General features: G+C 51.9%; 12 protein-coding genes. 1 reads left to right on the forward strand and 11 read right to left on the reverse strand.

The genetic code is table 11. The features are described 5' to 3' along the window. Positions 1 to 54 precede the first annotated feature (54 nt). Positions 55 to 630, reverse strand: a complete 576-nt coding sequence (locus tag VN24_RS24155; protein ID WP_052703131.1) for a hypothetical protein — start codon at positions 628 to 630, stop codon at positions 55 to 57. A 553-nt stretch (positions 631 to 1183) separates the two neighbouring features. Between VN24_RS24155 and VN24_RS24160 the strand changes: the two genes are divergently transcribed. Next, on the forward strand, positions 1184 to 1885 hold the full coding sequence (locus VN24_RS24160) for a PIG-L deacetylase family protein (protein ID WP_045672502.1): 702 nt from the start codon (positions 1184 to 1186) through the stop codon (positions 1883 to 1885). 112 nt (positions 1886 to 1997) lie between these two features. Here the strand turns inward: VN24_RS24160 and glnA are convergent, their stop codons facing one another. From glnA to VN24_RS24210, 10 genes are all read right to left on the reverse strand, one after another. After that, a complete protein-coding gene (glnA, locus tag VN24_RS24165; RefSeq protein WP_045672503.1) occupies positions 1998 to 3326 on the reverse strand; it encodes a type I glutamate--ammonia ligase in 1329 nt (442 codons plus the stop codon). Positions 3327 to 3383: 57 nt separating this feature from the next. Then, positions 3384 to 3794, reverse strand: a complete 411-nt coding sequence (locus VN24_RS24170; protein WP_045672504.1) for a MerR family transcriptional regulator — start codon at positions 3792 to 3794, stop codon at positions 3384 to 3386. A 63-nt stretch (positions 3795 to 3857) separates the two neighbouring features. Beyond that, the gene (locus VN24_RS24175) at positions 3858 to 5141 is read right to left on the reverse strand and encodes a methionine gamma-lyase family protein (RefSeq protein ID WP_274520399.1); all 1284 of its coding nucleotides are present in this window, start codon (positions 5139 to 5141) and stop codon (positions 3858 to 3860) included. A gap of 66 nt (positions 5142 to 5207) precedes the next feature. Further along, positions 5208 to 6494 carry a GTPase HflX gene (gene hflX, locus VN24_RS24180; protein ID WP_045672505.1) on the reverse strand — a complete coding sequence of 429 codons (1287 nt, stop codon included), beginning with the start codon at positions 6492 to 6494 and terminating at the stop codon, positions 5208 to 5210. A 55-nt stretch (positions 6495 to 6549) separates the two neighbouring features. Beyond that, positions 6550 to 7536, reverse strand: a complete 987-nt coding sequence (locus tag VN24_RS24185) for an AAA family ATPase (protein WP_045672506.1) — start codon at positions 7534 to 7536, stop codon at positions 6550 to 6552. Between the two features lie 131 nt (positions 7537 to 7667). Then, complete coding sequence (locus VN24_RS24190; RefSeq protein WP_052703132.1) at positions 7668 to 8498, reverse strand: YdcF family protein; 831 nt, start codon at positions 8496 to 8498, stop codon at positions 7668 to 7670. Continuing rightward, the gene (locus VN24_RS24195; protein ID WP_045672507.1) at positions 8495 to 9052 is read right to left on the reverse strand and encodes a ribonuclease FAU-1 family protein; all 558 of its coding nucleotides are present in this window, start codon (positions 9050 to 9052) and stop codon (positions 8495 to 8497) included. Before VN24_RS24195 ends, VN24_RS24190 begins: the two co-directional genes overlap by 4 nt. Before the next feature lie 245 nt (positions 9053 to 9297). After that, positions 9298 to 9660, reverse strand: a complete 363-nt coding sequence (cyoD, locus tag VN24_RS24200; RefSeq protein ID WP_045672508.1) for a cytochrome o ubiquinol oxidase subunit IV — start codon at positions 9658 to 9660, stop codon at positions 9298 to 9300. A gap of 1 nt (position 9661) precedes the next feature. Next, on the reverse strand, positions 9662 to 10267 hold the full coding sequence (cyoC, locus tag VN24_RS24205) for a cytochrome o ubiquinol oxidase subunit III (RefSeq protein WP_045672509.1): 606 nt from the start codon (positions 10265 to 10267) through the stop codon (positions 9662 to 9664). Position 10268: 1 nt separating this feature from the next. Beyond that, positions 10269 to 12236 (reverse strand): cbb3-type cytochrome c oxidase subunit I, encoded by a 1968-nt coding sequence (locus tag VN24_RS24210; RefSeq protein WP_045672510.1) that lies wholly within the window; start codon positions 12234 to 12236, stop codon positions 10269 to 10271. Position 12237 lies beyond the last annotated feature (1 nt).

Consider the following 12237-nt stretch of genomic DNA (forward strand, 5'->3'; position numbering starts at 1 on the left):
CAGCTTTATTGGCGGATTGCCGTTGCCAAGGGCCGCATTTCGGAGCATACCGCTCTAAAACAGCGATTCATGAAAAAATTCATTCATGTATACGTATCGTTCAGCCGGGTATTTGAACGCAAGCGAAAATCCCGATGGCCCGGTTTCGACAGCGATCAGAAACGTACTCTTTACATAAAGCCTGATTAATAGATTGAGCTTCCGCTTATCGCCGAGACGCACCGCATTTGCTACCGATTTGGCATACAGAGGGGAACTGCTTAGCCCCCGATAGAACGGCAGAACGGATGCGGAAAGGCGGCGAATTACAGAAGAGGAATAGGTAAACTGCACCGTTCCCGGCGGAATGGTCGTAGCGTTCGTATAGTATTCAAGTGGCTTCGGAAAGCTCAGATCGACGAAGAAACCGATTCCGTTCGTCGACAGCGACTCGATCCGCGCGGAAGGCACTTTAGAGCGGAACAGCTTTTGAATCGTTCCGAGGTCCGCCTCCCTGACGGCCTGGCACCACTTCGAGGCGAACAGACGGCTCTTTGCGAGCTCTTTATACAAGGGCAGCATGACGGCCGCCGTCTTCGCCAGAACGGGCCCCGTAACGTTTAAGTTGCCGCTTATGCGCGTTTTTTTCACGAATTTGTTCACCTCCGCCGGCAGCGCTATCGGTATCTTATACTTATGACCGTCTCAGCGCGATAAGAACGCAAGCAATAAGTGTCATTACAGCGGATTAGCGGCAGAGAGCGATTAATCTTATGCGGTCGATATCAGCTCTCTTTGAGTGACTCCTAAAACTTTTACGTTCGCCTACTCGTAAAATGAGTAAGTCTATATGTGGAGGTGAACTTAACTTGAGTTATTACTACGAATTGAGGACACCGTTAAAGCTGATAGGCATTCGGATTTTCAGAGATGACGACGGTATTTTATGGATCAAATTTTTTAACAGACACCGCAGACCGCTTCGAAAAATAAGAGCATCCTAACCCCCTCGGCAATTGCGCGGCTTCTTCTTTATCCGCAAATAAATTTCCCGAATAATAAAAAGAAGGAGCCGGCAACTTTATCATTCTAACCCCGTACAGCACACAGAGGTGTTGACATAAAGAAAAATGGAAACAAGGCTTGTCTCAACTTTAATTGCTTGCCCGATAGAGATATAATTCTCTTGAGGAGCTGATTTAATATGGATCATTCAGTTGCATTTATATATGCGCATCCGGACGACGAATCATTTCTGAGCGCAGGTCTGATAAGAGAACTGGCGGATGAACATGTCAATCCGGTTCTTCTTCTCGCCACAAAAGGGGATGCAGGGAACAAGAACGGTTACGTCAGCCATTTATCCCATGATCAGCTGGCATCTGTACGCGAAAAAGAAATGGAACATGCCGCGGAAATATTGGGGATATCTGTCATTGAACATTTGGGGTTCCCCGACGGCAAATTAACTCAAGTCGACGAAAATTTATTTGTTGGCGCTATCGTCAATTTCATCAACAAATATCAACCCAAAGTTATTTTCACTTTCCCCGAAGACGGCTGCAACTTTCACCCGGATCATATGACGATCTCCAAAATGACCACAACCGCGGTTCTAAGCGGGAAATGTCCTACTGTCCAGAAGCTGTACTACTGCATGTCGAACACATTAGCTGCGGATGGCCATCATCCCACGATCACAATCGATGTAGAAAAACATTGGCCGATGAAGGTTCGAGCGCTGCAGGCACACGAATCGCAAATATTGGCCATTAAAAGATTTTTCGGAGACTTACAATCTTTCCCTGAAAACCGAAGGTACGAATCATTTGTATTAAAATGGAATAAAGGATTGTTATGGACATCTATTGAAGAAAAGACAATTTTTGACGATCTAACCAGATAACAATCTAACCATGTATCGATCTAACCGTATAAACGTGAACCTTTGCGCGTTCTCCGATTTAAAAAAATCCCCTGCGCCGAATGGCGCAAGGGATTCATTAAGGTTTATTCAATTAGAACTGCGTCATATACTGATCGCGTTCCCATTGGTGAACTTGGGTCTTGTACATATCCCACTCAATTTCCTTCAGCTCGTAGAAGTGGGCAAGCGCATGGTCGCCAAGCGCTTCCGTAATGACCTGACTGCGGAGCAGCTCATCCAGCGCTTCCTTCAAGTCTTCCGGCAAGCTTGGGATGCCTTCGTCGATGCGCTCTTCTTCCGTCATAACATAGATGTTGCGGTCGATCGGAGCCGGCAGCGGCAATTTGTTTTGAATGCCGTCGAGTCCCGCTTTCAGCATAACGGCAAGCGCCAAATACGGATTCGCCGCCGGATCTGGATTGCGCACTTCCACGCGCGTGCTTAAACCGCGCGAAGCCGGAATACGGATCATCGGACTGCGGTTGCTTGCGGACCAAGCGATATAGTTAGGCGCCTCGTAGCCGGGAACAAGCCTTTTGAAGGAATTGACGGTCGGGTTCGTAATGGCGGCCATTGCACGGGCATGGCGCAAAACACCGGCCATATAATAGCGCGCCGTCGAGCTCAGACCGAGCTTATCGTTTTCATCATAAAACGCGTTTGTTCCGTCGATGAACAGCGACTGATGGCAGTGCATGCCGGAACCGTTCACACCGAATAGCGGCTTCGGCATAAACGTTGCGTGAAGTCCGTGCTGACGGGCAACTGTCTTCACGACAAGCTTGAACGTTTGAATCTGGTCTGCAGCTTTTATCGCATTCGCATATTTAAAGTCGATTTCGTGCTGCCCGGGCGCAACCTCATGATGCGAGGCTTCAATTTCAAAGCCCATTTCTTCCAACGTAAGCACGATCTCGCGGCGGCAGTTTTCCCCCAGATCCGTCGGCGCCAAGTCGAAATATCCGCCTTGGTCGTTCAGCTCCGTCGTCGGGTCGCCTTTCTCATCGGTTTTGAACAGGAAAAATTCCGGTTCCGGTCCGACATTCATTGCCGAGAACCCCATCTCTTCCGCTTCCTTCAAAACCCGCTTCAAAATTCCGCGCGGATCTCCCGCAAACGGCGTTCCGTCCGGCATGTAGACGTCGCAAATAAGCCGGGCCACTCTGTCTTGGGTCACCCACGGGAAGACGACCCATGTATCGAGATCCGGATACAGATACATATCGGATTCCTCGATGCGCACATAGCCTTCGATCGAAGAGCCGTCAAACATCATTTTATTGTCGAGCGCTTTTTCAAGCTGGCTTACAGGAATCTCCACATTCTTTACCGTACCGAGCAAATCGGTAAATTGAAGCCGGATAAACCGGACATTTTCTTCTTTGGCAATGCGCAATATATCTTCTTTCATATAGCTCACGACATCATCTCCTTATTCGACTTAACGGGATAATCTGGTAAATTCTTTGAAACCGAATTAACGCTTGTTGTAAAACCGGGTGAGTTGTCCTTGAATCATCGATGCCTTGCCCGGACGCTTCTCCAGCAGCTGCTGCTTGAGCATGCGGTGCAGCTGGGAGTCGGTCAATTCGCGGCGCTTTACTTCAGAAATTTCGTTCATGACGGTCGCTTCCTCCGACTCTTTGGAAACGGGATTCATCACTTGCTTAATGCCGGCAATATTGACGCCTTTCTCAATGAGGGATTTAATTTCCAGCAGCCTTTCCACATCGTTGAACGAAAACAGCCGCTGATTTCCCGATGTGCGCGCAGGCACAATTAATTCATGCTGTTCATAGTAACGGATTTGCCGGGCGCTTAAGTCCGTCAGCTTCATCACGATGCCGATCGGAAATAGGGCCATGTTCCGGCGAATATCATCAGCCATATTCACATCAACCTTCCACTAACTTGAGTAATGCCTCTATTGTAACCTCCTGTCAAAAACATGTCAAGTGATGTGAGGTTTAATGTGAGGTTTAATTACAATTATATCCTTTTCTAAAAGTAAAGACAACGAACTGAGCAATCCGTATTTGACGTGCGAATAGGTCAGGCCGCCCTGTACGTACGCAATATAAGGCTCGCGGATTGGCGCATCCGCCGACAGCTCCAAACTTCCTCCCTGAATAAATGCACCCGCTGCCATTATGACCGGATCGTCGTAGCCGGGCATGTCCCACGGTTCCGGCACGACATGGGAGTCAACCGCAGCCGCATGCTGAATGCCCTGCACAAATGCGATGAGCGCTTCCGGATTACCGAAGCGGATCGCCTGGATCAAGTCGGTACGCGGACCGTCCCAGCGGGGAGTCGTCTCAAAGCCGAGCTTTTCAAACAGGGCGGCCGCCAAAATGCTGCCCTTTACCGCTTGTCCGACAAGATGAGGCGCCAAAAATAATCCCTGGAACATGGACCGCATCGTACCGAGCATCGCCCCGACCTCGCTGCCGATGCCGGGCGCCGTGAGCCTGTAAGCCGCAGCTTCGACGAGGGCGGCTTTCCCGACGATATAACCTCCCGTCGGCGCAATGCCTCCTCCCGGATTTTTAATGAGCGATCCGGCCATTAGGTCGACTCCGACTTCGGTCGGCTCGAGCGGCTCGGTAAATTCCCCGTAACAATTGTCTACGAAAACGAATACATCCGGTTTCAACTTTTTAACCCGCCGGACCATTTCACCGATCTGCTCCACCGTAAACGAAGGGCGCCAATCATAGCCCCGCGAGCGCTGGATGCCGACCACTTTCGTACTCGGCGTGATGAGCTGAGCAACCTTCGTCCAGTCGACGGATCCATCCGGCATCAGCTGAGCTTCTTTGTAGCCGACGCCCCAATCCTGCAGCGAGCCGGTTCCGTCCTGGGGCTTGCCAATCACATTATGGAGCGTATCGTAAGGGCGGCCTGTAATGTACAGCAGCTCGTCACCCGGTCTCAGCAGGCCGAACAGCGCGCAGCCGATCGTATGGGTACCCGATACGAAGTGCGGCCTTACGAGCGCCGCCTCGGCGCCGAACACATCGGCATATACGTTGTCGAGTACCTCCCGTCCAACGTCGTTATAACCGTATCCCGTCGAACCGTTAAAATGAAAATCGCTTACTTTATGTTTTTGAAATGCCCGGATTACTTTCCAATGATTCCGTTCGGCGGTGCGATCGGCCGCTTTAAAGCGGTCAGCCGCCATTTCCTCCGCCTGCTCGGCGAAAAGTTCAATTTGATCCCAACTGTTCAAGCTTTATGTAGCCCCTTTCCTGTCTAAAACGAAAAAAACAAACCGTTATGCCCGTTAACCTGGGGCTTAAACTTCAAACGGCTGCAAACGGTGTCCGTTTACTTCATAATCGCCTTTATTCAGCTCGATTGTTAGGCGCAGCGAGTCCCCATCGACTTCCTGCGAGACCACCTCGCCGCAGCGGTAAGCAAGCGCAATCAGATCGCCTCGCTCCGCCGGCAGCGAGAACGTGCGCGTATCTCCGGCCAATTTGTCCTGTATGAGCTCCAGCAGCCTCTTCATATCGCCGCTGTCAAATGCGCTCACAAGCAGCGTTGACTCGCTGTCGGTCGGAAGGTAAACGTCCGGCAATTGCGGACGCAGGTCCTTTTTGTTAAAGACGGTTACCGTCGGTTTGCCGGACGCGCCAAGCTGCTCCAGCAATTCCTCCACGACCCGCATCTGCTCCTGCCGCATCGGCGAAGAGCTGTCCACGACATGCAGCACCAGATCGGCTTCGTTCACTTCTTCGAGCGTCGCGCGGAAAGCGGCGACAAGGTCGTGAGGCAAATTTTGGATAAAGCCGACCGTATCGGTCAATACGATTTCTTTGCCGCTCGGCAGCTCCAGCGTGCGCGACGTCGGATCCAAAGTCGCAAACAGCTGGTTTTCGACATAAACATCCGAGTTCGTCAGCTCGCGCAGCAGCGTCGATTTCCCTGCGTTGGTATAACCTACGAGAGCGGCTTGGATGACGCCGGATTTGCGCCGCCGTTCGCGGTGCAGCTGCCGGTGCCGCACGACCTCGGCCAATTGCGCCTTCAATTCGGATATGCGCCCTCTAATGTGCCGGCGGTCGGTTTCCAGCTTGCTTTCCCCCGGTCCGCGCGTTCCGATGCCCCCTCCGAGACGGGACAAATTTTTGCCGTGTCCGGAAAGTCTCGGCAGCAGGTAGCTCAGCTGGGCAAGCTCGACTTGGATAATCCCTTCGCGGGTTTTGGCCCTCCCGGCAAAAATGTCGAGAATGAGCTGTGTCCGGTCGATAATTTTCGCATCCAGCGCCTCTTCCAGGTTGCGTACCTGAGCCCCCGACAGCTCCTGATCGAAAATAATGGTGGTCGCTTCAAGTTCGTCCTTAACCGCGCGGATTTCTTCGACTTTCCCTTTGCCGATGAGCCATTTCGGATCCGCGGACTCCTTATTTTGCGTGACGGCCGTCAGCACTTCGACCCCGGCCGTTTCGGCCAGGTTAACGAGCTCCTCAAGCGAATGCTCGGGATCGGCCGGACCTCTTTTAATATCGGGCGTGATCAGACTGACGAGAATCGCTTTGTCGCGCATTCCGGTCTTCGTTTCATAAGTGGTGTTTCGCATCGGGCAACTCCTTTAATTATGATCCCATGTTATCCATTACCCATAAGTTCACGGATTATTTGGAATCCCATTTCAAATCTTCAGGCCGAACGGACATAAGCTCCTGTTTGCCGGGAGAAGCGCCCGGATATTGGCCAAGCAGCCGCACCGCTTGGTGACGGATCGCCTTCTCGATCAGGTTGCGCACATATCTCGCATTGCTGAACGAAAAAACGGAAACCGTTTTTTCCTGCATCAAATGCTGCCTCAGCTTGAATATCGATTGGGGCATCAGATTGTAATCCCGTTCTTTGGCCATAAGCTCCGCAATTTGAATCAATTGGTCAACCGAATAGTCGGGAAAGTCGATCTGAATCGGAAAACGGGAGGGCAGCCCCGGATTTGTGAGCAGAAAGCCTTCGATTTCCAGCGGATATCCCGCCAGAATCAATACGAACTGATTGCGGTGATCTTCCATCGCCTTGACAAGCGTATCGATCGCTTCTTTGCCGAAATCTTTCTCTCCGCCGCGGGCGAGGCTGTACGCCTCATCTACAAAAAGAACGCCTCCGAGCGCCTTTTTGACCAAATCGCGCGTCTTTTGCGCCGTATGTCCGATATATTCCCCGACGAGGTCGGCCCGTTCCACCTCGATAAGATGTCCTTTCGACAGCAATCCCATCTTCTGAAACAGCTTGGCGACGATGCGCGCGATCGTCGTTTTGCCGGTGCCGGGATTTCCTTTAAAAATCATATGATAGACATGAGAGCCGCCTAGAAGTCCCGCTTCGCTGCGCATCTGGCCGATCAGCAGCAAGGCATATATTTCATAAATCAGCGCCTTGACATTATCCATGCCGACCATCGGGTCCAATTCTTTCTGAATATCCGCGTAATGGTCGCCCGTCGGCAGCGGCTTAGTGAAGACCGCCGGCTCGTTGTCGACCATATGCGCAGCTGCGGCGCTGCCGCTGCTGTAATTCTCCTGACTGCGCAGCACCACGTTGATTTGGCGTGACGGTCTGCTGCCGCTCTGTGATCCCGATACACTGTGTCCGCTCATACGTTGCATCACCCATCCTTCACCCATCGCTGCTGGCTGCAGAACAATAACGATTTACATCGCAAGTAAACGTCCGATTGCCTTCGCCGCACTACAAGTGTATTCCCGAGTATGCACGCATATTAAAAGATTTACACGCCGCCCGTATCGCGCAATCCGATCAGCATCAACAGTTCATCGAGCTTCCATTTCGCAAACGCGGCCGTCTCCCGCGATTCATGGTAGGCTGCCGACAAAACCTTTGATTTGACTCCGTAAACGTAATACTCGCGGTCGTTAATAAATGCTGCGATGTCTTTGGCCCGAGCGGCATGATATTCATGCGTAACAATGATGACGCTCTCAATTCCTTGTTTGCTTGCAACCGCCGAACCAAGCAGCACGTTCTCATACGTGCTTCTGGCGGCGTTTTCGAGCAGTATCCGGCTGCCGGGCACATCTTTCGCCAGAAGATAGCGGCGCATTCCTTCGGCTTCCGTCAGTGTAGAGCCGTTATGGTCGAGCCCGCCGGAAACGATGATTCGCTTCACCTTGCCTTGCTTATAAAGACGCAATGCCCCATCCAGGCGCTCCTGCAGCCCGGGACTCGGCTTATCGTTCCACAAAGCAGCGCCGAGCACGAGCGCGGCGTCGGCCTGAGGTATCGGCGCGGGCGGCTTGTACTGGTTTATTTGCATAAAAAGCCATCCAAGCCACAGCGTAGCGACCGCCGCAGCAAACAAAGCCGCCTTAAGCAGGCTGCGGAGGCGGGTGCCGGCTTGTCCCTTTGCGGAACGCTTTCGCTTCCTTGGCGCAGACGCCTTTGCCGGTGATGGGCTGCGGACCGTTTTATTGGTTTCCTTATTCGGCTTCTTATTCGATTCCTTAATCGCTTCTTTATTCGGCTCCGCCTGCTTCACCCGCTTGCGTGACGCGGGCGCCGGTTTGACGGAGCCTTCTTTCTTCGCTGTCGTTGATTTCATGACTCGCTGACTTCTCCACTCCTCTCCCCTAAGCTTTTGCGGTGTTTTAAACTTAGCGTAAAGTAGCGGAATCGTCCCCCGCGGATGGAAGAAAGCAATCTGCCTGCCGTCTTGCGGGCCATTGCCGCTTCCTTGCGTGTAACATCGCCGTCCTTGACGGCATCCTCCAGCTCATCTTCGTCCATTAGAAACACTTCTCCCGATGGAAGCACGACAATATCCAAGTAAAGATCGTCGAACCAAGGCACCTGCTGATCGGTTAAACCTTGCGTTTTGCAAATGTCGATATACCACTGCACGACGCGTCCCTTATCGTCAAACATCGTCGTGACTACAAAGTGCTCGCCGCGCGGAAAGTGCTGCATCCACAGATAGCCTCTGTCGGCCAGGCATAATTTGCGTCCGTTATATTCTTTCCACAACGGTTCACGCAGCTCATGAATCCGGTAGAACGTTACCAGCCCTCTAAACTCGTCGCCATCCATCGTGAAGCAGGTGTAGCTTTTGCGCAGAATGCGCCGCCAGTTGGCCCGATCCGAAAATTTTCGTTTCATACCGGAACTACCTTTCCGTTAAGATGCGAAAGCTGCGCTTCTACCCGCGCCTGCTTCTCCTTTGTACTTATATTCCTTTACAAAAAAGCTTACCACATCTTTACGTCCATCTCCACCCGGACGGCAAAATAAACCAACCTCTCGTGTCCCGCCGGTTTGCCTCAGCATGCCTCCAAAACAAAACAGGCTGCCGGTTTCCGGCAGCCTGCAGGTCGGCTTCGGATTCCGAAGCGCGTTTGATGCTCTTATTGCACCTGCGAATTGAAGGACATGATCCATACCGAACCCGCCACGATAACGACGACGATAAACAGGCCGAGTATGAGAGCCATCACATTCCAACGCGGGCGCTCCCCTTCGCGGACGTGCATGAAGAAGAACAATTGCACGATCAATTGAAGAACCGCCGCCGCCATGATCGTAACGATCGTGGCCGTCCGGTTGAGCAAATCATTAAACACGATCACCATCGGGATGATCGTCAATATAATCGACAGAATGAACCCGATCGTATACGATTTGATGTTGCCGTGCGAGTGATCGTGAGCGTCGTGACCATGCGCTCCGTGTCCGTGCGCATTACCGTGACTGTTATGCGTCTGACTCATCTTACATCACCCCTATCAGATAGACGACGGTGAAAAGGAAAATCCACACGACGTCCAAAAAGTGCCAATACAAGCTGAAATTCGTAATTTTACGTTTCGTAACCGTGGTAATGCCGTATTTTTTCAATTGGATCATCAAGGCGATCACCCAGCCGATACCGACGGATACGTGAACGCCGTGCGTGCCGACCAGCGTGAAAAACGCCGACAGGAATGCGCTGGTAGATATCGTTGCGCCTTCGTGCACCATCTTTACGAACTCGGAAATTTCAAGATAAATAAAAGACAATCCGAGCAAGGCGGTGATGATCAGCCAGAAAATCATGCCGTTCACTTTCTTCGCCTGCATCTGCAGAACTGCGATGCCGCTTGTAAAGCTGCTGGTCAGCAGAATGAACGTTTCGGCCACAATTCCCGGAAGTTCAAACAGTTCCTTGCCGTCCGGACCCCCGGCTGTATTATGGACAAGAACGACGTACGTTGCAAACAGCGTTCCGAACAGGATGACGTCGGTAACGAGGAAAATCCAGAAACCGAGCATTTTCATCGATTCCTGCTCTTGCGTATGATGCTCGTGCACCTCAGGCGATACGATATGGTGGTTCATATTAGATCGCCCTCCCCATTTTAGCTTCGGTTTTTTTAACCTCATCGACCGGAATGTAATAGTCAACGTCATAAGTGAACGAACGGACGAACAAGCAGACGATGACGCCGATCAAACCGGAAATGCCCATCCAGTTCCATCCGAATGTAAACCCGAAGCCCGCAATAAACCAGAACGTCGACATTACGATCGGAACGGCGGAGTTTTTCGGCATATGAATCGGCTCCAGCTCCTGTTTCGGAGGCTTGATGCCTGCTTTCAGCTGCTGCTTGACATGCCACCATGCATCCATATGGCTTCCGTCCGGCGTTACAGCAAAGTTATAATGTGCAGGCGGCGAAGGAATCGACCATTCCAGCGTGCGTCCGTCCCACGGATCGCCCGTCGTGTCGCGCTCGCCTTTGCGGATGCTGTACACGATTTGCCACACTTGTAGAATGAAGCCGGCACCCATCAGGAATGCGCCGATCGTGGAAATAAAGTTAAGCGACGCCCAGCCCGTATCCCAGCTGTACGTGTATACACGGCGCGTCATGCCGTCCAGGCCGAGCCAGTACTGCGGCAGGAAGCAGACGTAGAAGCCGATGTTCCACAGCCAGAACGCCCAGGTGCCGATTTTTTCGTCCAGCTTGAAGCCGAACAGCTTCGGCCACCAGTAGTACATGCCGGCCAAATATCCGAAGACTACGCCGCCGATCAGCACTTGGTGGAAGTGGGCAATCAGGAAGTAACTGTTATGGTACTGGAAGTCGGCCGGCGCGACGGCCAGCATAACCCCGGTTGCGCCGCCGATCAGGAAACACGGAATGAATCCGAGCGTCCACAGCATCGGCTGCTTAATTGTAATCCGGCCTCTGAACATCGTGAAGAGCCAGTTGAATACTTTCACGCCTGTCGGTATCGCGATCGCCATCGTCGATATCGCAAAGAATGCGTTGACGTCCGCGCTTGAGCCCATCGTAAAGAAGTGATGCACCCACGTAAAGAACGACAGGATGCTAATAATCATCATGGCGAACACCATCGATTTGTAGCCGAAAATCGTTTTCTTCGAGAACGTGGCGACAATTTCGGAGAAAATGCCGAATGCCGGCAGGATAACGATGTAAACTTCGGGATGGCCCCACATCCAGATCAGGTTGATATACATCATCGGCATGCCGCCGCCGTCCATCGTAAAGAAATGGGCGCCGAAATAACGGTCAATAAACAGCAGCGCCAGCGTAATCGTCAGAATCGGGAATGCGAAAATGATTGTTACGCAAGTCGAAAATACGGACCATGTAAACAGCGGCATTTTCATCAGCTTCATGCCCGGCGCACGCATTTTTAAAATCGTGACGAGGAAGTTGATGCCTGTCGCAAGCGATCCGATACCGGAAATTTGAATACCCCAAATGTAAAAGTTTTGTCCGACGCCGGGACTTCCCGACAATTCGGAAAGAGGCGGATAACTGAGCCATCCTGCATTCGGAGATCCGCCGATAACAAACGACAGATTGAGCAGCATCGCGCCGAGAAAGAACAGCCAGAAGCTCAGTGCGTTAAGAAAAGGATACGCAACGTCGCGCGCCCCGATTTGCAGCGGCACGACCATGTTGAACAAAGCGAACATCATCGGCATCGCCATAAACAAAATCATAATGGTGCCGTGCGTCGTGAAAATTTCATTGTAGTGCTCGGCCTTCAGAAACGGAATGTCCGGAAGCGCCAGCTGCGTCCGCATCAGCAGGGCGTCGACCCCGCCGCGGAACAGCATGAGCAGCGATGCGATCAAATACATAATGCCGATTCGTTTATGGTCGACGGTCGTCAGCCATTCACGCCACAGCCATCCCCACTTTTTGAAATAGGTAAGGACGAACACAATGGCAATCGTAACCAGCACGATCGAAACGTCCGCACCGTAAATAAGCGGATCGCCGGTTACGAAGAAATCGGCGGCAAAGTCTTTTATTTTATCTAACATC

Origin of the sequence: Paenibacillus beijingensis, from assembly GCF_000961095.1 — a bacterium.
Taxonomy (GTDB): domain Bacteria; phylum Bacillota; class Bacilli; order Paenibacillales; family Paenibacillaceae; genus Paenibacillus_O; species Paenibacillus_O beijingensis.

What these genes read in the sequence shown, in the direction of transcription:
- VN24_RS24190 (WP_052703132.1), bottom strand. Translation starts at nt 8,498, where the DNA reads ATGAAATCAACGACAGCGAAGAAAGAAGGCTCCGTCAAACCGGCGCCC.
- cyoD (WP_045672508.1), bottom strand. Translation starts at nt 9,660, where the DNA reads ATGAGTCAGACGCATAACAGTCACGGTAATGCGCACGGACACGGAGCG.
- VN24_RS24170 (WP_045672504.1), bottom strand. Translation starts at nt 3,794, where the DNA reads ATGGCTGATGATATTCGCCGGAACATGGCCCTATTTCCGATCGGCATC.
- VN24_RS24210 (WP_045672510.1), bottom strand. Translation starts at nt 12,236, where the DNA reads ATGTTAGATAAAATAAAAGACTTTGCCGCCGATTTCTTCGTAACCGGC.
- VN24_RS24160 (WP_045672502.1), top strand. Translation starts at nt 1,184, where the DNA reads ATGGATCATTCAGTTGCATTTATATATGCGCATCCGGACGACGAATCA.
- VN24_RS24195 (WP_045672507.1), bottom strand. Translation starts at nt 9,052, where the DNA reads ATGAAACGAAAATTTTCGGATCGGGCCAACTGGCGGCGCATTCTGCGC.
- cyoC (WP_045672509.1), bottom strand. Translation starts at nt 10,267, where the DNA reads ATGAACCACCATATCGTATCGCCTGAGGTGCACGAGCATCATACGCAA.
- VN24_RS24185 (WP_045672506.1), bottom strand. Translation starts at nt 7,536, where the DNA reads ATGAGCGGACACAGTGTATCGGGATCACAGAGCGGCAGCAGACCGTCA.
- hflX (WP_045672505.1), bottom strand. Translation starts at nt 6,494, where the DNA reads ATGCGAAACACCACTTATGAAACGAAGACCGGAATGCGCGACAAAGCG.